We start from the raw sequence: 26,278 nt of genomic DNA, 5'->3' as shown, positions 1-26,278 counted from the left end.
TATGACTCAACAGTTTTATGTGTCGCCCGAACAGCTGATGAAGGACCGTGCGGATTTCGCACGGAAGGGAATTGCCCGGGGCCGCTCCGTCGTGGTGATCAGCTGCGAAGAGGGGATTGCACTCGTTGCGGAGAATCCGTCGCCGTCGCTGCACAAAATCGGGGAGATCTACGACAAAATCGCTTTCGCCGCCGTCGGCAAGTACAACGAGTTCGAGAGCCTGCGCCAGGCGGGTGTCCGGTACGCGGACGTCCGCGGCTACTCCTATGACCGGGAAGACGTCACCGCCAGGGGACTGGCCAGCGTCTACGCGCAAAGCCTCGGCGCCGTGTTTACGGCCGAGCAGAAGCCGTTCGAAGTTGAGCTCGCTGTGGTGGAAGTCGGCGGCAACTCGGCGGACGACCACCTGTACCGGCTGACGTTCGACGGGTCGATCGCCGACGAAAAGCGCTTTATTGTGATGGGCGGCCAGGCCGACAAAGTCGCCGAAACCGTCGAGGGCGGGTGGCAGCGGGAATTGAACTTCGCCGGTGCCATCAGGCTCGCTATGAAGGGCCTCGTCACCGACAAGGAGGCCGGCGAATTGCCGGCGTCAGCCTTGGAAGTGGCGGTACTGGACCGCGCCTCAGAGAGCACCCGGGGATCCCGGCGGGCTTTCCGGCGCCTCGACGACGACGAAATCGCCGCCCTGTTGTCTGAGGAGAACTGAAATGGACAAGCGAATTTTCGGCATTGAAACCGAGTTCGGGATCTCATACTCGAGCCCCGACTCGCGTCCGCTCGCACCTGAGGAGGTGGCACGCTACCTCTTCCGCAAGGTGGTCAGCTGGGGACGATCATCCAATGTCTTCTTGACCAACGGTTCCCGGCTGTACCTCGATGTGGGGTCCCACCCCGAGTACGCAACCGCCGAATGTGATGACCTGGCGCAGTTGATCGCCCATGACCGCGCAGGCGAACTCATCCTGGACGACCTCGTGGACGAGGCACAGGAACGACTTGCCGCCGAAGGGTTCAACGGCACGGTCTACCTCTTCAAGAACAACACCGACTCCGCAGGCAATTCCTACGGCAGCCATGAGAACTACCTCATACCCCGCCGCGGAGAATTCTCGAGGCTGGCGGAGATCCTGATTCCCTTCCTGGTGACACGCCAGCTGATCGCCGGTGCCGGAAAGATCCTCAAGACCCCGCACGGCGCCACCTTCGCTTTTTCGCAGCGCGCGGACCACATCTGGGAAGGCGTTTCGTCGGCCACCACCCGGTCGCGTCCCATCATCAACACCCGGGACGAGCCGCACGCAGACGCGGAATTTTACCGCCGCCTCCACGTGATCGTGGGTGACTCCAACATGTCCGAAACCACGGCCCTGATGAAAGTCGGCACCGTGGACCTGATCCTTCGGATGATCGAGGCGGGCGTGATCATGCGGGACATGCGGATGGAGAATCCGATCCGCAGCATCCGCGAGATCTCCCACGACCTCAGCGGCAGGGCGCTCATCCGGCTTGCCAACGGACGGCAGTTGACGGCGCTGGAGATCCAGCGCGAGTACCTGAACAAAGTGACGTCGTTCGTCGCCGAAAACGGCGCACACAACCAGCACGTGCCCCTCATCCTGGACCTGTGGGAACGGACGCTCACTGCCATCGAGAGCGGGGACACCAGCACGATCGACACCGAGATCGACTGGGCCATCAAGAAGAAGCTGATGGACAGCTACCGCAACCGGCACGGACTCGGCCTGGACGCGCCGAGGATCGCCCAGCTGGACCTCACCTACCACGACATTTCGCGCACGCGCGGGCTCTACTACCTGCTGCAGTCCAGGGGAGCCGTCCGCCGGGTGGTGGACGACACAGCCGTCAAGGACGCCGTCGATGCGCCGCCGCAGACCACCCGCGCCAAGCTCCGGGGCGACTTTGTCCGCCGCGCCCAGGAACTGGGCCGCGACTACACCGTTGACTGGGTGCATCTGAAGCTGAACGACCGGGCCCACCAGACCATCCTGTGCAAGGATCCGTTCCGCAACGTGGACGAGCGGGTGGACGCCCTGCTGGACTCTATGGGCTGATACCCAGCTTCAGGGGCTATTCTGGATGGGGCCGTTTATCCGGCCCCGACTGCGTTGCCGCGCGCACCACTCGCGGCAACGCATCCATCTTGCCCCGACGAAAGTTCTTACGTGCGCCGACTACTAGCAATTCTCATTCCCGGACTGCTGCTGATCACCGCCTGCGGCGGATCGCCTGCAGCCCCGGAACCCACCAGCCAGTCTGCTGGCGAGACCGCCAAGCTCGACTCCCTGAAGCTTACGGACAACGGGGACAAGAAGGCACCTGGCGTCGAATTCGACAAGCCCCTGGACGTGAAGGAACCCACCGTGAAGGTGGTCACCGAGGGTACCGGAGAGCGCCTGAAGGCCAACCAGATCGCCGACATCTCCATCCTCGCCGTCAGCGGCAAGGACGGCAGCACGCTCGAGGACACCTTTGCCAAGGACCCCGAGCCGCTTGAGCTGAACGACGCCCTCAAGACCGGCAACGCCGTGATCTACAACGCCTTTGTTGGCGCCAAAATCGGTTCGCAGCTTGCCCTTGCCGTGCCGGGCCAGGCCGCCCAGGGAGGCACCGAGGCCGGCCCCACGCAGCTGCTTGTTGTGAAGGTGCTCGCCGCCAAGGACGCCCCGAAGGTGCTGGACAAGCCGGAGGGTGAGACGGTCACGCCGCCCGCCGGACTGCCGACCGTCAAGGAAAACGACAAGGGAATCCCGGAGATCTCGGTCGACGGTGTCAAGGCACCGACAGCCCTCGTCTCGCAGGACCTGATCAAGGGCACCGGTCCGGCCGTCAAGGAAACCGACACGCTGACCGTCAACTACGTGGGCGTCACCCTCAACGGCGGAACCAAGTTTGATTCCAGCTTCGACCGCGGCGAAAAAGCCAGCTTCCCGCTGACCGGCGTTATCAAGGGCTGGACCCAGGGCCTCGCCGGCAAGACCGTGGGCTCCCGTGTCCTCCTGGTCATCCCGAAGGACCTCGCCTACGGTGACGCCGGACAGGGCGAAGCCAAGGGCGATCTGGTGTTCGTCGTCGATATCCTCGGCGTCAAGTAAGCCACCCAACTTCCAAGCCAACCCAAACCAAGAAGGAGCAAACATGTCATTTGGACAGCGCAATTTCGACCGCCAGAAGCCGGAAATTGACTTCCCCGAGGGGGATGTCCCCACCGAACTGGTGATCACCGACCTCATTGAGGGCGACGGAGCCGAGGCCAAGCCGGGCGACACCGTCTCCACCCACTATGTCGGAGTCGCCTGGTCCACCGGCGAAGAATTCGACGCGTCGTGGGGCCGCGGTGCACCACTGGACTTCCGCGTTGGCGTTGGCCAGGTCATCCAGGGCTGGGACCAGGGCCTGCTGGGCATGAAGGTCGGCGGCCGCCGCCGCCTGGAAATCCCCTCCGAGCTCGCCTACGGTTCCCGCGGTGCCGGCGGAGCGATCGGACCCAACGAAGCACTGATCTTCGTTGTGGACCTCGTCGGAGTCCGCTAAACGGACGACGGCCCGGCACCAGCCGGACACGCCTAGGAAGCGCGGTAACAATCGGAAGGAAATTTCCGTTTGTTGCCGCGCTTTCGGCGTTAAGGCGCAACGGCTTTAGTAACGTAGCCAAGGTGTCCGCCTCACGTACAGAACGCCTCCTGAACCTGCTCATCGCGCTCCTCAACACCCGCTACGGCCTGCGGCGCAGTGAACTGCGCGACAAGGTGTACCACGACACGAGCAGCAGCGAGGTTGCCTTCGGCCGCATGTTCGAGCGGGACAAGAGCGACCTCCGCCAGTTCGGCTTCGACGTCGAAACAGTGATGGACCAGGGCTGGGGCTCCGACGATCCCGCCACGACGCGCTACCGCATCGGCAAGGAGTCCAACCGGCTCCCCGACGTCAGCCTCACCTCCGCCGAATGCACGGTGCTCATCCTGGCGGCCCAGCTCTGGGAGCAGGCCGCACTCGGATCGGCGGCGCAAGACGCCATGCGCAAGCTGCAGGCGGCCGGCGGCCTCACGGAGGCCGAACTCCCGGCCGGCGTTCAGCCACGGATCAAACCAGCCGGCCAGGCCTTTGAGGACCTGATCAGGGCGATGCACGCCCAGCATCCCGTCAGCTTCACCTACCTGGCCGGCAGCACAGGCCGTGAAGAGGCCCGGACCGTTGAGCCCTGGGGCCTGGGCAGCCGCTTCGGGCAGTGGTACCTGGTGGGCTTTGACCGGGCCCGTCACGCGAAGCGTTTCTTCCGGCTCTCCCGTTTTACGTCCGCCGTAGCCGTCCTGGACAAGGACCACTACATGCGGCCCCAAGGCTTCAACGTCCGGCTGGAACTGGACTCCCTCCCCGAACTGCCGGTGCAGTCCGCGGTCGTGGACGTGGCCGAAGGCAGGGTGCTCGGCCTGCGCAAGCGCGTCACCGCAGCCGCCGCACACACCCCGCCGGACGTGCCGCTGGACGCGCCCGACGCCGGGTGGGACCGGCTCAGCGTCCCTTTCCGGGATGCTGAGGTGCTGGGCGAGGAACTCGCCTCCTACGGGCCCAACGTGGTGGTTCGTGCGCCGAACGAACTGGTATCGGCAGTCCGGAGGAGGCTGCAGGCGGCAGCGGACTTCGCGGCGTCTCCGGTGCCCGCGGTCGCCTTCTCGGAAGCTGCCCCGGCGAAGCGCCCGCGGAAGCGAACGTCCGAGGACCAGCTCAAGCGGATGCTTCAGCTGGTCCCGTTCCTGGTCCACAACCAGGGCCTGCACATCACTGAGGTTGCTTCCAGTTTCGGCGTGACCAGGAGGGAACTGGAAGACGACCTGCGGATCCTGATCTGCTCCGGCCTGCCCGAGGGGTACCCGGACGATCTCCTGGACATTCAGTGGGAGGACGACCACGTCTACATCACCCAGGACCTTGACCTCAATCGTCCGGTCCGGTTCACGGTGGACGAGGCATGCGCACTCCTGACCGGCCTGGAGACCCTCAACGGCCTGCCTGAGCTCGCAGAGGGGAGCGCCCTGGAGTCCGTCACGGTGAAACTGATGGCGGCCGCGGGGGAGGAGGGCCTGAAGGCAGCATCCATCGCCGGACCGCAGGTGGGTCCGGCGAATTCCGCGGACCTTGCCACGATCCGGCAGGCCATTGCGGACGGCCGGCAGTTGCACCTCACCTACTTCTCCGCGCAACGCGACTCCATGTCCGAGCGGGACGTCGACCCGCTGCGGCTCTATTCGCTGGACAACACCTGGTATTTCGAGGCCTACTGCCACAGCGCACACGGGCTCCGGAACTTCCGCCTGGACCGCATCGAGAGCCTGGAACCGAACGGCCGGCCCGTGACCGAAGCGGCGAAGCCCGCAGAGGGCTTCCCGGTGAAACTCTTCACCCCGAACGACGACGACACTCTGGTCACCGTGGAACTGGCGCCACAAGGCATAGGACTCGCCGACGACTACTACTCGGAGCGGACGGCTCCGCTCCCCACCGGCGGTGTCCTGGCCGAAATCAGGTTCGGCAGCACCGGGTGGCTACCGACGTTCGTCGCCCAGCACGGCGGAGCCGTCCGTATCCTTGCGCCGGCCAGCCTGGCTGAGGCTGCCAGTGACTGGATCGGCGCGGCTCTGGCCCGCTACGGCGGCTAGACTACTCAGCATGCCTTGGTGGTCTTGGATCCTGATCTGGATAGCGCTCGTAGCCGTTTCCCTTCTTTTCTATGTGCTGTTGGGAATAAGGCTGTTCAGGCAATTCATGGCCACGGCCAGGGACCTGGGCGCTGCCGGTGAACGCTTCGGCGCACCGCTCGCCAACCTCACCGACCCTGCATCGTTGCCGGGCCAGGCGCCCGAGGCGGAGCACGGCCCGGGACGCCACCCGGTGGCCGGTTCAGCGGTTTTTGCCTCGCCGATGCAGATGAGACATGATTACCTCACGTCCAAATCCTCCCGCAGGGATGAACGCCGCCGCCGGCGCGTTCAGCGCAAAGCGGACCGTGGCCAGCTCCAGGCGCTGCGCGACATCGATTTCGGTTAGACGTAGGATGTATTTCGAGGAAAGGACTTCCAGTGGGACGACTCTTTGATGGCCCTTGGCCCATCGTCATTATTATCATCGTGGCTCTGCTTCTCTTTGCTGCACCCAAGCTTCCGGCCATGGCCCGCAGCCTCGGCCAGTCAATGCGGATCATCAAGTCCGAGGTCAAGGAAATGAAGAACGACGGCAAGCCCGAGGCCAAGGACGGCACGGACCCGGTTGAAGGCAAAATCGTCAACCACCCGCAGTCCCGGCCGCAAAACGGTGAGTCCGGCAGCGCCGACGGAACCGACGTTCCGCCGTCGAACCGCGTTTGACCTGAAGTGGCACTGACGAAGGGCCGTAAATCCAACCCTGAGGGCCGCATGGCCCTGATGGACCACCTTAAGGAGCTCAAGAACCGGCTCATTAAGTCGGCCATTGGACTCGTCATCGGCGGCATCGGGGGCTGGATCCTTTACGACCCGGTTTTGAGCGCCCTGAAGGAACCCGTCGATCGGATTGCCGAGACAACCGGCGGCACCTCTTCGGTGAACTTCTCGAGCATTGCGTCGCCGTTTGACTTCAAACTGCAGCTTTCGCTGCTGATCGGCGCCGTCATCTCGAGCCCCATCTGGATCTACCAGCTGTGGGCCTTCATCACACCCGGCCTCACCAAGAAGGAACGGCACTACACGCTCGGCTATATGGCCGCAGCCGTGCCGCTCTTCCTTGCCGGCGTCTGGGTTGGCTGGATGGTGACGCCGCAGGTGGTACGCGCGCTGACCCAGTTCACGCCTGCCGGGTTCTCCAACCTCATCGATGCCCGCGACTATGTCGACTTCGTCACCCGCATGGTCCTGTTCCTTGGGCTCGCGTTCCTGGTCCCCGTGGTCCTGGTCGGCGTCAACATGGCCGGCATCATCAGGGGCGAGACCATCCTGAAAGCATGGCGCATCACAGTCTTCCTGGTGTTCGTGCTGGCCGCCGTCGCGGCGCCGGGAGCGGACGCACTGTCCATGTTCCTGCTCGCAGGCCCGTTGCTTGCACTGTTTTTCGCCGCCATCGGACTCTGTATCTTCAACGACCGGCGCCGGGACCGTAAGGCTGCGAAGATCGCCGCCGAAACTGACGCGACGGCCGACGTCGCGACGCCCGGCTCGGAACTGGGGAAACTGTAGCCCCTCGCCCACTAGGCTGGAAGTATGTCCTCCACAACCGGGCCACAGTCGCCATCCGAACTCTATCGGGCCAGTGCCGAACGGACCGCAGAAGCCAACACGTACCTCGGCGCGTTTGTCCGCACGCTGGATTTCGAACTCGACGATTTCCAGCGCCAGGCCTGCAAATCCCTGCAACTGGGGAGGGGAGTGCTAGTCGCGGCCCCCACCGGTGCCGGCAAGACCATCGTGGGGGAGTTCGCCATCTATCTGGCACTCCAGCGCGGCCTCAAGGCCTTCTACACCACCCCGATCAAGGCGCTGAGCAACCAGAAGTACTCGGAGCTGGCGGACAAATACGGCGCGGAGAACGTTGGACTCCTGACGGGCGATACCAGCATCAATGGCGACGCCCCGGTTGTTGTGATGACAACCGAAGTCCTGCGGAACATGCTCTACGCGGATTCAGACACCCTGGACGACCTCGGCTTCGTTGTCATGGACGAGGTCCACTACCTCGCTGACCGGTTCCGCGGCGCCGTCTGGGAAGAAGTCATCATCCACCTGCCGAGCGAAGTCCAGGTGGCTTCGCTGAGCGCCACAGTCTCCAACGCCGAGGAATTCGGTGCATGGCTTGACACTGTCCGCGGACACACCGACGTCATTGTTACCGAGCACCGGCCGGTGCCGCTCTGGCAGCACGTCATGGTGGGACGCGAGATCGTGGACCTCTTCGCGGGCGAAACCACCTTCGATGAAATTGCCCCTGAAGGCGAATCGAACCCCGGCGCAACGGCCATGACGGCCAACGTCGCCCTCGAACGGGGATTTGAAGTGAACCCGGACCTGCTGGCAATGGCACGCACCGAGAGCCAGATGAATTCACGGGCCCGCTTCGGCCATGGCGGCCGCAGCCAGCGTCGCCAGCAGAACCAGCGCGGCAACCGCTCCCAGGCGGGCCAGCAGAGTGCCGTCCGCAAGGCCAGCCGCCCCCAGGTCATCGCCAGCCTGGACCGGCAGGACCTGCTGCCCTCCATCACTTTCATCTTCTCCCGCGCCGGCTGCGACGCTGCAGTGGCCCAATGCGTCGCGGCAGGTTTGTGGCTGACCACCGAGCGGGAACAACAGATCATCGCCAGCCGCGTTGACGAAGCGGCACAGGACATCCCCTCTGACGATCTGGACGTCCTCGGATTCTGGAGTTGGCGGGATGGACTCCTGCGTGGCCTGGCAGCCCACCATGCAGGAATGCTCCCGACGTTCAAGGAAGTCGTGGAGAAACTCTTCGTCGAAGGCCTGGTCAAGGCGGTCTTCGCCACCGAAACCCTTGCGCTGGGTGTCAACATGCCGGCACGTTCGGTGGTGCTCGAAAAGCTGGACAAGTTCAACGGAGAAGCCCACGTTGGCATCACCGCCGGCGAGTACACCCAGCTCACCGGCCGCGCCGGACGCCGCGGCATCGATGTCGAAGGCCACGCCGTGGTGCTCTGGCAGCCCGGGACGGATCCCACGGCAGTGGCAGGCCTCGCATCCCGCCGAACCTACCCCCTGAACTCGAGCTTCCGCCCCACGTACAACATGAGCATCAACCTCCTGGCGCAGTTCGGCCGGCCACGCGCGCGGGAAATCCTGGAATCCTCGTTTGCCCAGTTCCAGGCGGACCGTTCCGTGGTTGGCCTGGCCAAGCAGGTCCGAAGCAGGGAGGAATCCCTGGCCGGCTTCCAGAAATCCATGACCTGCCATCTCGGGGACTTCACCGAGTACTCCCGGCTTCGGCGGGAACTTTCGGACACCGAAAACGCCGCCTCCCGCAGCACCTCGAAGGCCCGCAAGTCCATTACCGAGGACTCCCTGAGCAGGCTCCTCCCCGGCGACGTGGTGGACGTGCCGACAGGCAGGGCACCCGGCCTGGCCGTGGTGCTCGGCTCAGACCACAACTCCCGCGAGCCGCGCCCCGCCGTGCTGACGCTGGACAACCAGTTACGCAGGATTGGCATCCACGACCTTGAAGGACCCATCACCCCGGTGACCCGGGTCCGCATCCCCAAGTCGTTCAACGCGAAGGTGCCCAAGTCGCGCAAGGACCTGGCGTCGTCGGTGCGCAACGCCATCCGGGAAAACCGTCCCCCTGCGCCCGGCAACACCCGCAACACTGATTTCGGCAGGGCGGCGGCCCTGCCGGACCAGGAGAAGCGGATTACCGAACTGCGGCTGGCCCTGCGGTCCCATCCCTGCCACGGGTGCAGTGAACGCGAGGATCACGCGCGCTGGTCGGAGCGCTGGTTGAAGCTTCGCCGCGAAACGGACGGACTGGTCCGCGAAATCCAGGGCCGGACCAACACCATCGCCAAGACGTTTGACCGCGTCTGCGACCTTCTCTCCAGCTACGGCTACCTCGAAACGTCCGATTCGGGAAGGGTGTCCATCAACGCCGACGGCCAGAAGCTGCGCCGGATCTACGGCGAAAAGGACCTCCTTATTTCCCAGTCCCTGCGGCAAGGTGCGTTCAGCGACCTCGACGCCACCGAAGTGGCGGCCCTGGCGAGCGTGCTAGTTTTCCAGGCAAAGCGGGAAGAACGCGGACTGCGGCCCCGGATGCCCAGCGTGTCGCTGGAGACCGCCGTCGACATCGTCGTCCGGGAATGGTCCATGCTGGAGGACGCCGAGGAGGAGAACAAGCTTCCGTTGACCGGTGAACCGGAGCTGGGCCTCGTGTGGCCCATCTTCAAGTGGGCCAAGGGCAGGCACCTCCAGGAAGTCCTCAGCGGCACGGACCTGGCAGCCGGCGACTTTGTCCGGTGGGTCAAGCAGGTCATCGACCTCCTGGACCAGCTGGCAAAGATCCCCGGCCTGGATCCGAGGCTCTCACGGCTCTGTTCGGAGGCCATCATCCTGGTGCGCCGCGGCGTGGTGGCCTACTCCACCGTGGTGTGACCCCACCGGACCCGTCCGCAGATTTTCCACTACTTCAAGGCTGCTTAGGAGCACCACACAACATGACTGACGCACGGGCGGACCAGCCGGCCGGAGAACGCAAAGTGACGCTGTACCGCAATGGTTCCGTCTATACCGCTGCAGACCCGTTTGCCACCGCCATGATGGTGGACGGCGACACCGTGGCGTGGGTCGGTTCAGAGCAGGCAGCCACGTCCATCGCCGATTCGTCGATGGACATCGTCGACCTCCACGGCGCGCTCCTGGCGCCCGGATTTGTTGACTCACACGTCCACCTGACTGAAACGGGCATTGCCCTGGACTCACTGCAGCTGGGCGGAGTGCGCTCGGCCGCCGAACTCCTGGACGCTGTGGCTGCCTCCGTTGCGGGGTCGTCAGCCGATGCCGGCGCCACCGTCCTGGGCCATGGGTGGGACGAGAGCAATTGGTCCGACCCGGCCCTGCCCAGCCGCGAGGAACTGGAACGCGCGGCGGGGGGCCGGCGGGTCTATCTTTCGCGCGTCGACGCCCATTCCGCACTGGTCTCTTCCGCCTTGGCCGAAGCAGCAGGCCTCGCCGGGCTGGACGGATACTCGGCCGGCAGCCAGGTGAAGCGGCATGCCCACACGTCGGCCAGGCTTGCAGCGCGGCAGCTGCCGGACGGGGATCTGCGGAACTACCAGTCCCGCGCCTTGGCCGAAGCCGCCGCAAACGGCTACGTGGCAGTGGCGGAAATGGCCGCGCCGCATATCGGCAGCGCCGCAGACCTGCGGATTGCAGCCGGTTGGAACGGCCCGGATGCCCTCGGGAAGCCGACGCCTGAGGTCCTCCCGTACTGGGGCCAGCTGGCCGGGTCCGAGGAGGACGCCCGCGCTATCCTGGACGGCCTCGGCGCCGCCGTGCGCGGGCTCGCCGGGGACCTGAACATTGACGGTTCCATCGGGTCCCGGACTGCCGCACTCAGGGAAGACTACAGCGATGCTTCGGGAGAGCGCGGCAGCCTCTACCTGTCCGTTGACCAGGCAGCCGCGCACTTGGCCGCCTGCTCCCTGCTGGGCATCCAAGGGGGCTTCCACGTCATCGGCGACGCAGGACTCGACGCCGCCCTGGACGCTCTGGACCGGGCGGCCGCGGAAGTGGGGGAGCAGCGGGTCAGGGCCGCCGGCCACCGGTTCGAACATGTGGAAATGGCCGACGCCGACGCAATCGAGCGGCTGGCCAAATACTCAGTCACGGTCAGCGTGCAGCCCGGATTCGACGCCGCATGGGGCGGGGCCGGCCGTCTCTATCAGGAACGGCTGGGGCATCGGGAACGCGGGATGAACGCCTTCGCATCGTTCTATGCCGCAGGAGTTCCCATCAGCTTTGGCAGCGACAGTCCCGTCACTCCGCTCAACCCTTGGGCCAGCGTCCGCGCCTGCCTCGAACACAGCAATCCGGAGCAGCGCATCTCAGCGCGGGCCGCGTTCCTTGGCCACACCAGGGCCGGCTGGCGGGCAGCCAAGTACCGCAACCCGATGGCCGGCCAGCTGGTACCGGGCGCGCCGGCCAGCTTCGCCGTCTGGGAAGTGGAGGAACTCATGGTGCAGGTTGCGGACGGCCGGGTTCAGTCCTGGAGTACGGACCCCCGGGCGCGCACACCGTTGCTCCCGGCACTGGACACCGGTACCGATCCTGTGTGCCTGCAGACCGTCCGGGACGGACGGGAGTTGTTCACAAACGGCTCCCTGCGGTCATAGACCGTAAAGCTTACCGGCGCGCCGTATGCTCCTGACCTGCAGGTATGCCTAAACCTGCAGGTCAAACCCGGGTTGACACTGCCGGGGCTGTCCGTAGCATTGAGTCGCAACGGACGGAACCAATAGTCAAGGGGCTCCGTCTGGCCGCGTGACCCGCCAGCAGGATGCCCAGCCGGACCTGCCGTCGGGCCAGACCGTGGCAGTCCCGGGGGCAGGTCCACTTCGCAGCAGAAAACAGTTCCGCCGAGGCACATCGCATCCGGACGCAACTGGCCCGAGGCATGTGGACCTGCCCGCGGCCCGCCCGCGTGACGCGCCCCATCAGCGCAAACTCCCTATAATGGTGACTTGCGCCTTAAAGCCCTCACTTCTATCTGGCTTCCTGGCGCGTGACCGCTCCCATCAAGGAAAGGGCCTCGCTGTGCGTGTCCTCACCATCATCCCCACCTATAACGAGCTGGAATCGTTGCCCAAGACACTCGCACGCCTGCGTGCAGCCGTCCCGGCTTCCGATGTGCTGGTGGTGGACGACAACAGCCCGGACGGCACCGGACAGCTTGCGGACGGCATCGCCGCGGAGGATAACCAGGTCCACGTTCTCCACCGCCAAGGCAAGGCCGGCCTGGGGGCGGCCTACATTGCCGGCTTCAAGTGGGGGCTGGAAGCCGGGTACGACATCCTGGTGGAAATGGACGCCGACGGATCCCACCAGCCCGAGCAGCTGCAGCAGCTCCTGGACGCCGTGGAAGAGGGCGCAGACCTCGCCATGGGCTCCCGCTGGGTGCCGGGCGGCAGCGTGGTCAACTGGCCGCTGTACCGCCAAGCCATCTCACGGATCGGCAGCACCTACGCCCGGCTTATGCTGGGCATCAAAATCAAGGACGTCACAGGCGGCTTCCGCGCCTTCCGGCGGACGACGCTTGAGAAGCTCAACCTCGACCAGGTGGACTCCGTGGGCTACGGATTCCAGGTGGACCTGGCCTGGCGGGTGGCCAAAATGGGCCTGAAGATCGTGGAACGCCCCATCACGTTCGTGGAGCGGGAACTCGGAGCTTCCAAGATGAGCAGCAATATCGTGGTGGAAGCCATGATCAACGTCACCAAGTGGGGACTCACCGCCCGTTGGCGGAAGCTCACAGGCCGCGGTTCGGCTGCGTCCTAGGCCACCGGTGCTGAACGTCCGGCACTAGCCGGACACAAGAAAAGGGCCGGGCCCGTAACCTCTCTGATGAGGTACGGGCCCGGCCCTTTGCGTTCTCGACTTCGCGGGGCGCTTGGCTAGGCCGAGCGGCGTTCGCCGCGGCGTTCGCGAAGGATCGTCAGACGGTCCTCGAGGATCTGCTCGAGCTCAGGCAGTGAGCGGCGTTCCAGGAGCATGTCCCAGTGCGTGCGCACGGCCTTCTCGTTGCTGTTGACGGGGCGTTCGCCGTCAACGAGCAAGGCTTCCTTGCCCGTCTTCGAAACCCACACCGGGGGAATCTCGGCTTCGGAAGAGAAGGTAACGAAGACCTGCTCGCCGTCCTCGCAACGATACTCAACCCGCTGGCGCGGAGCCGGCTCAACACCGGATTCGGTCTCCATGCTCTGTGCGCCAAGACGCATGCCCCGAAGGCTGCGATCGCTCATGATTTCTCCCTTTGGTCGGTTCGCGGAGCGAGGCTCCGCGCTAGCCGGGGCAGCTCACGCCTCGGACTACTGTTTGCACTGCCCTGCATCAATAGACACAACGCTTTGCCAAGCTTGATTGTTCCAGCAGGTCTGAACCAGCCGGACAAATATCCTATTATACGGGCTTATTTCCCGGCGCGTAAAGCCGGACCCTGCCGCAGGCAAAAGCGGGGGAGGCGCCCGCAACGCGGACGCCTCCCTGGCTAATGCCGGACGCGGCTGCCTACAGAGGCTGCCGCGGGTCCCCGGGCTGCGCGCCCCCGTGCTTGGCGGCGGTTCCGGCACCAGTGCCGTCGTCCGCGTTGGTGCCACTTCCGCCGTCGAAGAGACCGCCGGTGCGGGAGTCAGCATTGTTGCCTCCGAGGACATTGCCGATGCCCTTCAGGGCTTCTCCGACTTCACTGGGGATGATCCAGAGCTTATTGGAGGAACCTTCGGCCAGCTTGGGCAGTGTCTGCAGGTACTGATACGCCAGGAGCTTGTTGTCCGGGTTGCCCTTGTGGATTGCGTCGAATACTTTCTGGATGGCCTGGGCTTCGCCGTCGGCACGGAGGATGGCAGCCTTGGCATCACCTTCGGCTTTCAGGATGGAAGACTGGCGCTGCCCTTCCGCCGTGAGGATGGCCGACTGCTTGGTGCCCTCAGCCGTCAGGATGGCTGCGCGGCGGTCGCGCTCGGCACGCATCTGCTTTTCCATCGAGTCCTGGATGGAGTGGGGCGGATCAATGGCCTTCAGCTCCACACGGGAAACCCGGATGCCCCAGCGTCCGGTAGCTTCATCCAGGACACCGCGGAGCTGGCCGTTGATCTGGTCGCGTGAGGTCAGCGCCTCTTCGAGGTTCAGGCCGCCAACAACATTTCGGAGCGTGGTGGTGGTCAGCTGTTCCACCGCCTGGATGTAGTTCGCAATCTCGTACGTGGCCGCCCTCGCGTCAGTGACCTGGAAATAGACCACGGTGTCAATGGAGACCACGAGGTTGTCCTCGGTGATCACCGGCTGCGGGGGGAATGACACAACCTGCTCGCGAAGGTCCAGGAGCGGCAGGAGCCTGTCCACGAAGGGAATCAGGATGGTGAGGCCCGGGAGCAGGGTGCGCTGGTACTTACCGAGCCGTTCCACGACGCCGGCGCGGGCCTGCGGGACGATCCGCACCGACCGGACCAGCACTATTATTACGAACGCAACGAGAACCAGCAGCACGATTGCGACTGCGATATCCATACATCACCTATTCCCCAGTTATGTGCCTTGCTATGTTCGCGGCGGCGGTCCGCCGCGTGCCCGGCGCCGGTGGCGGCTGCCGGAAAAATGTTCCTGCCTGCTGGTGCTGCTGGTCCTACTGGACGGCCGTCTCCGGCTGTGGCGCCACCACCGCGGTGGCTCCTTCAATGGCCGAAACCACCACCCGCTGCCCGGCGTTCAGGACACCGTTCTCCGAGCGTGCGCTCCAGACGTCGCCGCCGATCTTGACCAGCCCGGAGGAGGTGCTGACGGTTTCCATAACGAGGGCGGACTCGCCGATCAGCCGGTCGATGTTGGTCCGCTGATCCGCGGGCCCCTTCTTCAGGTGCTTCAATGCAACCGGACGAACGAAGACCACCATCAACAGGGAAACAACGCAGAAGACCACGATCTGCAGCCAGAAGTCGGCACCGGCGAAATCAGCCAGCAGGCCGGCCAGCGCTCCGCCTCCAAGCATGATGAAGAACAAGTCCAGGGTGAGCATTTCCACCACGGCAAACGCCAGGAAGACGGTGAGCCACAGTGCCCACCAGTTCTCGCCAAGCCATTCAAACATGCGTTCCCCCTTCGTCCCCGGGGCTGCGGACGCAGGCCCTCAGTAACTGTGCTTCCATCCTAGACCGAAGCCGCGGGGCGCAGGAGGGGACCGTCAGGCACGGTCGGAAAGTAGTCAACTCGTTATGAGGCCGCCTGCTTCAGGGGTTCAAACACGCTGATTCGGAACCGGGCCGAGACCTTAGTGAGGGGCGGCAGCCCGGCGATGATGGCGTCCAGCGCTGCGGGGTCCAGATGGTGGCCGGCCGGCCCCATCAGGGCCAGGTTGCCGACGTCGGCCGGTTCAAGCCCCAGATCCAGGTCCAGCTCCCGGGTGGAGCGCTGGGCAAAATGTCCGCCGAGGGAGGCGGCAAGCCGCTCCTCCTTGGCCGGCTCGATCCCGAGCATGCCGGTCTGACCCGCTATTTCGGCAAGGTGGCCGGACCGCGGGGTCACCACAATCAGCCGCCCGCCGGGGCGGAGCACGCGGGCGAATTCCGCGGCGTTCCTCGGCGCGAAAACCACCGTGACGACGTCGACGGCGGCGTCCGCGACGGGAAGCGGCTGCCAGACGTCGCTGACAAGGTTGACGGCGTCGGGATTCATCCGGGCCGCACGCCGCAGCGCGAATTTGGAAATATCGAGGCCGATGGCGGACGCAGGGGCCGCCGCCAGCAGGGCATTCAGGTAATGTCCGGTTCCTGTTCCGGCATCCAGCACCGCAGCGTCCGCCCCGCCCAGCGCGGGGGCGGCTAGTTCCGCGACCGCGTCGGCCAGTGGCCGGTAATGCCCGTTGGACAGGAAGTCGAAGCGGGCGGCCACCATGGCCGCCGTATCGGCTTCGAAAACAGTGCCCTTGCCCACCAGCAAGTTGAAGTAGCCCTGCCTGGCAGCGTCAAAACTGTGGCCTTCCGGGCACGCCAGCCGGTTGCCCCGGAGGCCCAGGCTGCTTCGGCAGACGGGGCACAGGAGCAAACGGGCGGCGTCGGGAAGCATGCACCCCATCCTAGGGCCGCGGCGGCAGCACCCTTCCCGGCGCCCAGCTGCCGGAAACTCCCCGACCCGGTGCAGCATCCCCGGCACAGCATCCCGGTGCGGCATCGCCGGCGGCGTGAGGTATTTCACAGGTCATGCGTGAGCCGTTAGGCTCACAGGGGTGAAGCCTGAACATCTGCCCCTGCTGAAGTCCGTTTCCGCCCCCGCCGTCCACCCTGACGGCAGCCGGGCCGTGGTTTCGGTGGTCCGCCCTGATTTCGACGCCGACACCTACGTGGGCCAGCTCTGGACTGTGCCGCTGGATCCGGAGAAGCTGCCCCGCCGGCTGACCCGCGGTTTCCGCGACACCTCCCCGGCCTTTTCTCCGGACGGGCTGGTACTGGCCTTCCTGCGCGCAACGGCGGGCGGGAGTCCGCAGCTTTATGTCGTGGAGGCGGCCGGCGGCGAACCGCAGGTCCTCACCAACGCCAAGCTCGGCGTCTCATCCTTTGCCTGGTCTCCCGATTCGCACAGCATCGTCTTCGGTGCCAGAACGCCCGACGACGGCCGGTACGGCACCCTGGACGGCGTATCCGCAGGTGCTGAGGATGCAAGGCTGATCACGGACTACCAATACAGGATGAACGGCGTCGGGTATACGGCGGACAAGCCCCTTCAGCTCTTCATCGTGGACGTCCCGGAACTGGACGACGAGCCCCGGGTGCCGCCCGTTGGGCGGGCCCTGAAGAACCGCAAACCGGCAGCGAAAGATCCGGCGGGCTCCGGTCCGGCAGCAGACGCCGAAGCCCACGAAGCCGCCGATGCGGCGGCGGGCGACCTGCTCCCGGCCCCGCGGCAACTGACCTTCACCGCGGCAGACCACTGCGGTGAATCGTTCAGCGCCGACGGACAATCCGTGTACTTCATTGCTGCCCTTCACGAAGGCAGTGACCGGGACCTGGAAGCCGGCGTGTACCGGGTGGCAGCCTCGGGCGGTGAGCCGGAATCCGTCAAGGCCGCCAACAGCGGGCGCCAGACGGTCGGTGCCGCGCGCCAGTCCAAAAACGGGAAGTGGCTGTTCTACACCGCCCAGGAACTCGGCGAGTCCGGGCAGGACTTCGTGGCACGGAATACGGCCCTCTACGTCATGCCGGCCGAAGGCGGCGAAGCCACCGTCCTCAGCGACGTGGAAACGATGGACCTCACCGAAGGCGCCGGGGGATTGGAGCTCCGCGGCCCGGATTCGGTACTCCTCCTGAACAACGCGCAGGGAACCGTGGAGCTGCTGGAGTTCGGAGCAACAGGCAACCACTCGCTGCTGGTCCACGGAGACCGGGTCGTCACCGGCGCTGCGTCCGCTGGCGGCTCGCTGTTCGTCAGTTTTTGCGACGCCGCCACAGCAGGCGACGTCGCGGCGCTGGAGGACGGCCAGTTGAGGCTGTTGACGGATTTTTCAGCCGAACTGCGGCTTCGGGCCGAGATTATTGAGCCCCGGGAGCTGACCTTCGATGCGGCGGACGGCTACCCGGTCCACGGCTGGCTGGTGCTGCCGCCCGGAAAGGGTCCGCACCCCGTCCTGCTGAACATCCATGGCGGCCCGTTCTCGCAGTACACCGTGGCACTGTTCGACGAAGCCCAGGTCTACGCCGCCGCCGGCTACGCGGTGCTCATGTGCAACCCCCGCGGCTCTGCCGGTTACGGCCAGTCACACGGGCGTGCCATCAAGGAAAAGATGGGAACCGTGGACATGCAGGACGTCCTGTCCTTCCTCGACGGCGCCCTGGCAAAGTTCCAGGAGCTCGACGGCGGTGCGCTCGGGATCATGGGAGGTTCCTACGGTGGCTACCTCACGGCGTGGACCATCAGCCAGGACCACCGCTTCAAAGCAGCCATCGTGGAGCGCGGATTCCTCGATCCGGTGAGCTTTGTGGGCTCCTCGGATATCGGCTGGTTCTTCGGTGGCGAGTACACCGGCACCTCAGCTGAACAGATGGCCGCCCAAAGCCCCATGGCCACCATCCGCACCGTCCGCACGCCGTCGCTGGTCATCCACAGCGAAGACGACCTCCGCTGCCCGGTGGAACAGGGCCAGCGGTACTTCACGGCGCTGAAGCAGCAGGGCGTGGACGCTGCGTTCCTCGTCTTCCCGGGCGAAAACCACGAGCTTTCCCGGTCAGGTACCCCGCACCACCGGAAGCAGCGCTTCGAGGAAATCCTTCGCTGGTGGGCCCGCTACCTGCCCACCAAGGCCAACCCCTAGTCCGCGGCTTCGTCCGGCAGGAAACCCAACTCCTGCCGGGCACGGTCAATGTCCGGGTGGGCCCACCGCGCACCGTATTCAGCGTTGTTGCTGAGGGAGCGCAGCTCAGCCTTGTCGATGTAGAGCACTCCCTGCAGGTGGTCAGTCTCGTGCTGGACGATACGCGCCTGCCAGCCGGAGAAAACCCGCTGCAGCGTGGTGCCGGTTGCGTCGGTGAAGTCGAGGCGCACTGATTCGTGCCGCGACACCACGGCCTGCAGGCCCTGCAGCGACAGGCAACCTTCGTAGAAAGCCGCTGCGCCGGTCCCCACCGGTGCATAGCTCGGGTTGATGACCGCAAAGAACTCCAGCGGTGTCCGGTTTCTGACGGCGGCAATATCGGCGTCGACGTCGTATTCGTCCTCGAGGACAGCGAGCTGCAGGGGAATGCCCAGCTGGGACGCCGCCAGTCCGACACCGGGCGCGTCATGCATCACCTCGCGCATCAGCGCGACGAGCGCCGCGAGTTCGGCGCTGTCCAGCTGGCCGTCGTACGGTGCAGCTTGCTGCCGGAGAACCGGATGGCCGGCCTGCACAATGGACGGAAGCACCCCGGCTGCGAGGATCTCCTGGACTGTTTCCCTGATCCGGGCGTTGCTGAACGGGGTGGGGTTTGCGACATGAAGCATGGGAAAAGCCTAGTGCGCCGGGCAGGCCGCCGTGACGAACGCGTGGATCCGGCCCGTCAGGTCGGCACCGGCGGGAACCTTGAACACACCGCGCCGTCCGCCCACATCGAGGCGCAGTGGCAGCAGGGTTCCCACCTTGTCTTCAGCGACGGCATGCGGATCGCAGCGGGCGGGGCGGAACCGGAGACGGAACTCACCGGGGCTCCCGCCGGCAACAACCGTGATTCCGCGCGGCCACGGAGCGTCCGGGGCTTCGGCCAGAAGGGTGGTGCCCTCGATGCTTTCGATGACCAGGGAACGCGGTGTTCCGGCTTCGGCCGCGCGGGGCGTCACCTGAAGGCGTACGACGGCGGTCCGGCCGTCCGCCGCGACCTCCAGTTCCGGGGCGAGATTTATCCGGGCGATGCGCCCGGCGTCCTGCGCGAGGCAGAGTTCAGAGCGGTTCCGTGCCAGGACTCCGAAAGGGTCCGCTGCCGGCATTTGCACGTCACTGGTTGTGGAGCCCTGGCGGTAGGAGACCTTCACCTGCGCCGGTGCCGCGCCGGCCGAGGGGGCTGCGTCAGCATCCGCCCCGGGGCTGCCGCAGGAGGGCGCCGGCAGGGTGGCCGGCAGGCTCTTTGTCTGACCCGGCGGCACCTCCGTGCCCTCCGGCTTTGCCCGCCAGGATGTGCCCGCCGGGAACAGGGAACTGGACATGTCAGCGCTGAAGACCGTCAGGGACACGGACGAGGTGTTGCTGACCTGGATCTCGATGATCTGGCTGCCGTAGTTGTCCCTGAACTGGTTGAGTTCCGCAGTCAGCGGAGCGGCCCCCTCCGCGTCCGGGCTGCAGCCCTGCAGTGCCGTAACTGCCACCGCAGCAGCCAGTACGACGGCGGCTGATGCCGGCCACCGTCGCCTCGCTTGCGCTGCGCCGTCCATGCCAGCAGTCTAAAGGCCCCGTTGAATCCGGGCGGCGGGCTATGGGCTAGCCTCGTTCCATGAACGAACAGACCCCGCTCGACTGTGTCCTTGGATTTGTCCGCGCCATTGAGGCCGGCGGCGGTGCCGCTGAAGTGGACAGCTTCCTGGCCGAGGACTTCACGCTTGTTGAAGCGCCGCATGTGCTCGCGCCGGAAGGGTCCATGCGCAGCCGTGCGCAGGTGCTGGCGGGGGCGGACCAGAGCCGTCAGGTGGTGTCCGGTCAGCGGTTCGACGTCTGGCGGACCACGTGCGAAGGAAGCCGCGTGGTGCTCGAGGCGGACTGGTCGGCCACGCTGCTGATGAACCTTCGATACTGGGACGCCGGCGATACTATCCGGGCCCGGACCACATCGGTGTTCGAGGTCCGCGACGGACGAATCACCAGTCAGGACAGTTACGACTGCTATTACACCGCTGAACTGCGCTAGTGCATGGTGAAACGGGCGGCCACGCGTGCATTGACCGCCGGCACGCCCGCGGCACAGCCGATGAGCCGGTTCCGGACTGTCCACCACGGACGCTGCAGCGGCCTGCCAAGCGCCATGTTGATTTCGGCCTGGCGGGCGGCCGTCGCGGCCGCTCGCAGCCTGTGACCTTCAAACGACCGGAAATCCCGCTCCCGTCCGGTCCCGGCCAGCCGGCGGAGGATGAACGGCACCAGGTCAGCAGCATCCAGCCAGCCCAGGTTCATGCCCTGGCCGCCGATAGGGCTGATTTCGTGGGCGGCGTCTCCGATGAGCGTGACCCTGCCGTGGACCATGCGCTCCACCATCCGGGTACGGGCGCCGAAGCTGCTCAGCATCGAATTCGTGCCGGCGTCGACCGCGACGCCGGTCCGCTCCAGCACGATCCGCGCCAGGCCGCCGGTAGTCGACGCCTCCGGATCAGCTCCAGCAACGGCCGGTGCGCCCGGCAACCTGGCCACCCAACGCCGCACTCCGCCCGGCAACGGAAAGGACTCCACGATGCCGGCGGCTTCCAGGAACAGGGCTGCGTCCGGGCCGAACGCCGTGCTGTCGGCGAAGTCTCCCATCAGGTACCTGTCGCGGTACACCTTCAGCCGGGCGGGGGCCTCCAGCAGCTGGCGGACAGTGGAACGGACCCCGTCCGCGGCCACCGCCAAGGACGCATGAATCCTGGATTCCCCGCCTGCGGTGAGGACGTCCACCGCAACGGACGAACCGTCGTCGTGCATTCCCGTCACGGTTGCGCCGCGGAGAAGCGCCCCGCCGTCCAGCTCCCGGACGCGCCGCTCCAGGGCGGCTTCCGTTCTGGCCTGCGGCACGGATAACACGAACGGGTAGCGCCGGGACACGGAGTCGAAGGACATTCCCGCCAGCTCCACGCCGCCCCCGATGGCAACACCGCGGCGGATCCGGACGCCCTCGGCTATTAGGCCGGATGCTACGCCGACGCCATCGAGGGCCTCCAGCGACGGGGGATGGATGCCGATGGCGCGGGAGTGGGTGTTGGGCTCCGAGCGCTGTTCCAGGATCCGGACCGACATCCCGTGCTGCAGCAGAAGGGCTGCCAGGAACATCCCCACCGGGCCGCCGCCCACCACGACGACGTCAAGCACCGCTATCGGTCCGGTCCAGGGTGAGCAGATTGCGGAAGGGGAAACGGGGCGCAACGGCCCAGCCCGGGGGAGCGGACGCCTTCAGTTCCGCCGCCGTGTAGCTGCGGCGGATGGACGTCAAACCGTCGTCCCTGATGAAGGAACCGGGAAACGGCCATGACACGGCGTAGAACAGCGCGTACGCGGCGGTGCTGCGGCGGATGTCGTTGTGGAGGACCGGGCCGCGGGACAACATGGCCGATTCGGCGAGGAACTGCGGAAGTTCAGCCGTGTCCAGGTGGTGCAGGACGTGATTGGACACCACGGCATCGTAGCGCCGCCCCTCGGCTACCAGTTCGGCAGTTGACGCCTGCCGGAACGTCACGCCGTCGACGCGCCTGCGGCGCAGGGCGAACTCGAAGGCCCGCCGGTCCGGATCAATGGCAGTGATCTCCACTCTTCGCCGGTCCCGGGCCGCCCACGCCGCCAACATCAGGGGCACGTCCCCGCCGCCGCAGCCGATGTCCAGCAGGGTGGTCACACCGGTGGGTGACAGGACGGGCCGGAGATGGGTCCGGTAGATTCCGCGCCACCCGGCAATGGCCCGGTTCACTACGGGAAACTGCGCGTACGTGCGGTCCAGCCGCGCCGGATCACAGCCGGGACGGTCCATTTGCTCCACAGCGTGGACGTCCCGCTCGCGCAGCCATCCCGGGCCGGTCATCAGGCGGGCCGCCATCAGAGGAGCGACGGCTCAGTCCGTGCTGCAGCCTGCTGCGTTGCCGTGGACTCCTCGGCTGCCCCGGGTGAAGATCCTGCCAGCGGTGCACGCACCTTGGTGAACATCGCCGTTTCCACAGTGAGGCCCGGCCCGAACGCCATTGAACAGATGCGTTCGTCGCCGTCCTGCGGCGGGAGTCCGGCAATGTGTTTGAGGACAAAAAGCACCGTGGCACTGCTCATATTGCCGAATTTGCGGAGGGTTTCCCGCGCAGGAACCAGCTGCTCGTCCGTGAGCTCAAGCCGGGACTGCACCTTGTCCAGGATGCTCCTGCCGCCGGGGTGGATGGCCCAGTGGGTGATGTCCCGGTAGGGGAGTCCCCGCAGGGATTCATCGCGCGCAAGCAGTGGCTCCAGTGCCCCGATGATGTGGTCGTCGATGATGTGGGGGACGTAGTTGCCCAGCACCATCTCGAACCCTTCGTCGCCGATGTTCCATGCCATGGATTCCTCGCCCACCGGCGTGAGCACGGTTTCGAAGTGGTCCAGCTGCAACAGGGGCTCTCCGTCGGTGATGTCCCTGGCCGAGACGACCGCGGCGGCGGCCCCGTCCGCAAACAGCGCCGAGCCCATGATGGTGTCGGGGTCGTTGGACGTGCGGACGTGGAGCGAACAGAGCTCGGCGCAGACCACCAGGACAACGGCGTCGGGGTCTGCCTCGCAGAAGGATTTAGCTGCACGCAAGGCCGGAAAAGCCGCATAACAGCCCATGAAGCCGAGGTGGTAGCGCTGCACGGCCGGGTTCAGGCCCAGCGCACGGACGATTTTGTAGTCGGGACCGGGGTTGAAGAAACCGGTGCACGAGACCGTCACCAGATGGGTGATGTCGGCTGCCTCGACGCCGGCGCAGGCAGCAAGTGCTGCTTTGGCAGCCTCCACGAAGAGCTTGGTGGCTTCGCGGCCGAAGATGTCGTTCCTGACCTTCGTACTGGGGCTCAGGACCAGGCCGGTATCGGGGTCAAAAAACTGCGGATCGTCGGCACGGCTGTCCTTGGTCAGCTCCGTGACGGCGGTATGGCGGGTGTCGATGGCGGCGGAATCAAAACAGGTGTTCACGAGCCGCGACCCCAGCCTGGTCAGCCCCGGCTGGGCGGCAAACACATCACGGGCCTCGGACTGAATGAGTACGGTGGGCGGGACAGCAGTTTCCAGGGATCTCAGGTAGACCGTCATGGTTCATTCTCAGTGAGCTTTCGCCTTAAGACAATGGTGGTTACCATACGGTAGGAAGCCCGGCGGGCTCCTCGGAGCTGGTTAGATTGAGCCAGGTGACCGCCCGGCGAATGCCCCGCAGGCGGCCCCGATGAGCAGATGGAGACACGATGACCATGGCCACCACGTCGGACCCGCAGTTGTCCGCGCTGCATGTAGCCGACACCCATGACCTGATCCGTGTGCAGGGCGCACGGGAGAACAACCTCAAGGACATCAGCCTGGAGCTCCCGAAGCGCCGCCTGACGGTTTTCACGGGCGTCTCAGGATCGGGCAAGAGCTCACTGGTCTTCGCCACAATCGCCGCCGAGTCGCAGCGGATGATCAATGAAACCTACAGCGCGTTCGTGCAGGGCTTCATGCCCAACCTGGCGCGGCCCGACGTCGACTTCCTCGAGGGCCTGACCACCGCCATCATCGTGGACCAGGAGCGGATGGGCGCGAACCCGAGGTCCACAGTCGGAACGGCCACCGACGCCAACGCAATGCTGCGGATCCTCTTCAGCCGCCTGGGCAGCCCGTACGTTGGCCCGCCCACGGCTTACTCCTTCAACGTGCCCACCCGCAAGGCAAGCGGCGTTATGTCCACCGACCGGGGCGGCCGCGTCGAGAAGAGCGTCGTCAGCCAGGCCGTGTACCTGGGCGGCATGTGCCCGCGTTGCGAAGGCATGGGCAACGTCAGCGACATCGACCTCACTGCTTTGTACGACGAAAACAAGACCCTCAGCGACGGCGCCCTCACGGTTCCCGGCTACTCGATGGACGGCTGGTACGGCCGGCTGTTCGAGGGAGTCGGCCTGCCCATGGACAAGCCGATCTCCAAGTTCACCAAGAAGCAGCTCGACACGATGCTGTACGCCGAGCCCACCAAGATCAAGGTCGAGGGCATCAACCTCACCTACGAGGGGATCATCCCCAAGATGCAGAAGTCGATGCTGTCCAAGGACCCCGAGGCGATGCAGCCGCATGTGCGCCGGTTCGTCGAGCGGGCGGTGACGTTCCAGACGTGCCCCGACTGCAACGGCACGCGGCTGACCAGGGACGTCCTGACCTCGAAGATCCAGGGCAAGAACATCGCCGAACTCTGCGAGATGCAGATCACCGACCTTGCCGACTGGATCCGTGACCTCAACGAGCCCTCGGTGGCACCCCTGCTCAAGGGGCTGCAGCACCTGCTCGATTCCTTCGCTGAAATCGGCCTCGGCTACCTCTCACTCAACCGGCCGGCCGGAACGCTGTCCGGGGGAGAGGCCCAGCGGACCAAGATGATCCGCCACCTGGGCTCGTCGCTGACCGACGTCACCTATGTCTTCGACGAACCGACGATCGGCCTGCATCCGCACGACATCCAGCGCATGAACCGGCTCCTGCTGCAGCTGCGCGACAAGGGCAACACCGTGCTGGTAGTCGAGCACAAGCCGGAGACGATCGCCATCGCGGACCACGTCGTCGACCTGGGGCCGGGCGCAGGCACGGCCGGCGGAACGCTTTGTTTCGAAGGAACCGTCGAGGGGCTGCGGGGGAGCGACACGATCACCGGACGCCACTTGGACGACCGGGCGGTCCTGAAGGACACCCTGCGTGCGTCTGCCGGCAAACTCGAGGTCCGCGGCGCATCGAAGCACAACCTCCAGGACGTGGACGTCGATGTCCCGCTTGGCGTGCTCTGTGTCGTCACGGGCGTTGCCGGCTCCGGGAAGAGCTCACTGATCCACGGCTCTGTTGCCGGCCGCGACGGCGTGGTGGTCATAGACCAGGCAGCCATCAAGGGCTCGCGCCGCAGCAACCCCGCTACCTACACAGGCCTGCTCGAGCCGGTCCGGAAGGCGTTCGCCAAGGCCAACGGCGTCAAGCCGGCCCTGTTTAGCTCGAATTCTGAGGGGGCCTGTCCCGCCTGCAACGGCGCGGGTGTCATCTTCACCGAACTCGGCGTCATGGCCACGGTCGAGTCGCCCTGCGAGGACTGCGAAGGCCGGCGGTTCCAGGCATCCGTCCTGGAATACACCCTGGGCGGCCGGAACATCGCGGAGGTGCTGGAGATGCCGGTGACCGAGGCGACGGCGTTCTTCGATTCCGACGACGCGAAGGTCCCGGCTGCCCATAAGATCCTCGCGCGGCTTTCCGACGTCGGGCTCGGTTACCTCAGCCTGGGACAGCCGCTCACCACGCTGTCCGGCGGCGAGCGGCAGCGGCTGAAGCTGGCCGTCCAGATGGCCGAGCAGGGCGACGTGTACGTCCTCGACGAACCGACCACCGGCCTCCACCTGGCCGATGTCCAGCAGCTGCTGGGTTTGCTGGACAGGCTTGTCGACTCCGGCAAGTCGGTCATCGTGATCGAACACCATCAGGCAGTCATGGCGCACGCTGACTGGATTATCGACATCGGCCCGGGCGCCGGGCACGACGGCGGCAGGATCGTTTTCGAGGGAACGCCGGCGGAACTCGTCGCGGGCCGTTCGACGCTGACCGGTGAGCACCTCGCGGCCTACGTGGGAAGGTGAGCGGCCCGCATGGGCTGGCTCTGAATTCATCCCCAGGG

At 65.8% G+C, this 26,278-nt stretch carries 23 protein-coding genes; 14 read left to right on the top strand and 9 right to left on the bottom strand.

Annotated features, from left to right (window positions below; genetic code table 11):
- The first annotated feature begins 1 nt into the window (after nt 1).
- The 11 genes from prcA to BS38_RS0101525 all read left to right on the top strand — a co-directional run bounded on the left by prcA (nt 2) and on the right by BS38_RS0101525 (nt 13,040).
- Nucleotides 2-709 (top strand): proteasome subunit alpha, encoded by a 708-nt coding sequence (gene prcA / locus BS38_RS0101575; RefSeq protein ID WP_028269212.1) that lies wholly within the window; start codon nt 2-4, stop codon nt 707-709.
- Between the two features lies 1 nt (nt 710).
- A complete protein-coding gene (pafA, locus tag BS38_RS0101570; protein ID WP_028269211.1) occupies nt 711-2,075 on the top strand; it encodes a Pup--protein ligase in 1,365 nt (454 codons plus the stop codon).
- 111 nt (nt 2,076-2,186) lie between these two features.
- A complete protein-coding gene (locus BS38_RS0101565; protein ID WP_028269210.1) occupies nt 2,187-3,116 on the top strand; it encodes an FKBP-type peptidyl-prolyl cis-trans isomerase in 930 nt (309 codons plus the stop codon).
- Nucleotides 3,117-3,159: 43 nt separating this feature from the next.
- Complete coding sequence (locus tag BS38_RS0101560) at nt 3,160-3,555, top strand: FKBP-type peptidyl-prolyl cis-trans isomerase (RefSeq protein ID WP_028269209.1); 396 nt, start codon at nt 3,160-3,162, stop codon at nt 3,553-3,555.
- A 122-nt stretch (nt 3,556-3,677) separates the two neighbouring features.
- Nucleotides 3,678-5,678, top strand: coding sequence for a helix-turn-helix transcriptional regulator (locus tag BS38_RS0101555; protein WP_028269208.1), 2,001 nt, complete (start codon nt 3,678-3,680; stop codon nt 5,676-5,678).
- A gap of 10 nt (nt 5,679-5,688) precedes the next feature.
- On the top strand, nt 5,689-6,066 hold the full coding sequence (locus tag BS38_RS0101550) for a hypothetical protein (RefSeq protein WP_028269207.1): 378 nt from the start codon (nt 5,689-5,691) through the stop codon (nt 6,064-6,066).
- 32 nt (nt 6,067-6,098) lie between these two features.
- Entirely contained in the window at nt 6,099-6,383 is a 285-nt protein-coding gene (gene tatA / locus BS38_RS0101545; RefSeq protein ID WP_028269206.1) for a Sec-independent protein translocase subunit TatA, read from the top strand.
- 48 nt (nt 6,384-6,431) lie between these two features.
- On the top strand, nt 6,432-7,226 hold the full coding sequence (gene tatC, locus BS38_RS0101540) for a twin-arginine translocase subunit TatC (protein WP_028269205.1): 795 nt from the start codon (nt 6,432-6,434) through the stop codon (nt 7,224-7,226).
- Between the two features lie 24 nt (nt 7,227-7,250).
- The gene (locus tag BS38_RS0101535) at nt 7,251-10,139 is read left to right on the top strand and encodes a DEAD/DEAH box helicase (RefSeq protein WP_028269204.1); all 2,889 of its coding nucleotides are present in this window, start codon (nt 7,251-7,253) and stop codon (nt 10,137-10,139) included.
- A gap of 62 nt (nt 10,140-10,201) precedes the next feature.
- Nucleotides 10,202-11,878 (top strand): amidohydrolase, encoded by a 1,677-nt coding sequence (locus BS38_RS0101530; protein WP_028269203.1) that lies wholly within the window; start codon nt 10,202-10,204, stop codon nt 11,876-11,878.
- A 421-nt stretch (nt 11,879-12,299) separates the two neighbouring features.
- Nucleotides 12,300-13,040 (top strand): polyprenol monophosphomannose synthase, encoded by a 741-nt coding sequence (locus BS38_RS0101525; protein WP_028269202.1) that lies wholly within the window; start codon nt 12,300-12,302, stop codon nt 13,038-13,040.
- 116 nt (nt 13,041-13,156) lie between these two features.
- Here BS38_RS0101525 and BS38_RS0101520 read toward each other — a convergent pair whose 3' ends face one another.
- The 4 genes from BS38_RS0101520 to BS38_RS0101505 all read right to left on the bottom strand — a co-directional run bounded on the left by BS38_RS0101520 (nt 13,157) and on the right by BS38_RS0101505 (nt 16,319).
- On the bottom strand, nt 13,157-13,504 hold the full coding sequence (locus BS38_RS0101520; protein WP_026266329.1) for an RNA polymerase-binding protein RbpA: 348 nt from the start codon (nt 13,502-13,504) through the stop codon (nt 13,157-13,159).
- Nucleotides 13,505-13,769: 265 nt separating this feature from the next.
- On the bottom strand, nt 13,770-14,768 hold the full coding sequence (locus BS38_RS0101515; protein ID WP_028269201.1) for an SPFH domain-containing protein: 999 nt from the start codon (nt 14,766-14,768) through the stop codon (nt 13,770-13,772).
- 115 nt (nt 14,769-14,883) lie between these two features.
- A complete protein-coding gene (locus BS38_RS0101510; protein ID WP_028269200.1) occupies nt 14,884-15,345 on the bottom strand; it encodes an NfeD family protein in 462 nt (153 codons plus the stop codon).
- Between the two features lie 122 nt (nt 15,346-15,467).
- Nucleotides 15,468-16,319: a putative RNA methyltransferase gene (locus BS38_RS0101505; RefSeq protein WP_028269199.1), complete on the bottom strand. Its 852-nt coding sequence runs from the start codon at nt 16,317-16,319 to the stop codon at nt 15,468-15,470.
- 160 nt (nt 16,320-16,479) lie between these two features.
- Here BS38_RS0101505 and BS38_RS0101500 point away from each other — a divergent pair, with 160 nt between their 5' ends.
- Complete coding sequence (locus tag BS38_RS0101500) at nt 16,480-18,558, top strand: S9 family peptidase (RefSeq protein WP_028269198.1); 2,079 nt, start codon at nt 16,480-16,482, stop codon at nt 18,556-18,558.
- On the opposite strand, the gene BS38_RS0101495 is transcribed toward BS38_RS0101500, so the two are convergent.
- Together BS38_RS0101495 and BS38_RS0101490 are read right to left on the bottom strand one after the other, a co-directional pair.
- On the bottom strand, nt 18,555-19,226 hold the full coding sequence (locus BS38_RS0101495) for a peptide deformylase (protein WP_028269197.1): 672 nt from the start codon (nt 19,224-19,226) through the stop codon (nt 18,555-18,557). The two genes, BS38_RS0101500 and BS38_RS0101495, sit on opposite strands and share 4 nt — an antisense overlap.
- 9 nt (nt 19,227-19,235) lie before the next feature.
- Complete coding sequence (locus BS38_RS0101490) at nt 19,236-20,147, bottom strand: hypothetical protein (protein WP_231510983.1); 912 nt, start codon at nt 20,145-20,147, stop codon at nt 19,236-19,238.
- A 59-nt stretch (nt 20,148-20,206) separates the two neighbouring features.
- Here BS38_RS0101490 and BS38_RS0101485 point away from each other — a divergent pair, with 59 nt between their 5' ends.
- Nucleotides 20,207-20,617, top strand: coding sequence for a nuclear transport factor 2 family protein (locus BS38_RS0101485; protein ID WP_028269195.1), 411 nt, complete (start codon nt 20,207-20,209; stop codon nt 20,615-20,617).
- On the opposite strand, the gene BS38_RS0101480 is transcribed toward BS38_RS0101485, so the two are convergent.
- The 3 genes from BS38_RS0101480 to BS38_RS0101470 are packed head-to-tail and all read right to left on the bottom strand — an operon-like array spanning nt 20,614 to nt 23,700.
- Complete coding sequence (locus BS38_RS0101480; protein ID WP_028269194.1) at nt 20,614-21,768, bottom strand: FAD-dependent oxidoreductase; 1,155 nt, start codon at nt 21,766-21,768, stop codon at nt 20,614-20,616. The genes BS38_RS0101485 and BS38_RS0101480 overlap by 4 nt on opposite strands.
- Nucleotides 21,761-22,471, bottom strand: coding sequence for a class I SAM-dependent methyltransferase (locus BS38_RS0101475; protein ID WP_028269193.1), 711 nt, complete (start codon nt 22,469-22,471; stop codon nt 21,761-21,763). The genes BS38_RS0101480 and BS38_RS0101475 overlap by 8 nt, the downstream gene beginning before the upstream one ends.
- Before the next feature lie 14 nt (nt 22,472-22,485).
- Nucleotides 22,486-23,700 carry a type III polyketide synthase gene (locus BS38_RS0101470; RefSeq protein WP_028269192.1) on the bottom strand — a complete coding sequence of 405 codons (1,215 nt, stop codon included), beginning with the start codon at nt 23,698-23,700 and terminating at the stop codon, nt 22,486-22,488.
- Nucleotides 23,701-23,849: 149 nt separating this feature from the next.
- Here BS38_RS0101470 and BS38_RS0101465 point away from each other — a divergent pair, with 149 nt between their 5' ends.
- Entirely contained in the window at nt 23,850-26,240 is a 2,391-nt protein-coding gene (locus BS38_RS0101465) for an ATP-binding cassette domain-containing protein (RefSeq protein WP_028269191.1), read from the top strand.
- Nucleotides 26,241-26,278: the final 38 nt, after the last annotated feature.

It is taken from the genome of Arthrobacter sp. UNC362MFTsu5.1, from assembly GCF_000685965.1.
GTDB lineage: Bacteria > Actinomycetota > Actinomycetes > Actinomycetales > Micrococcaceae > Arthrobacter.
Note: the sequence above shows the minus strand (reverse complement) of the source record. Positions and strands in the feature narration are given on the sequence as shown.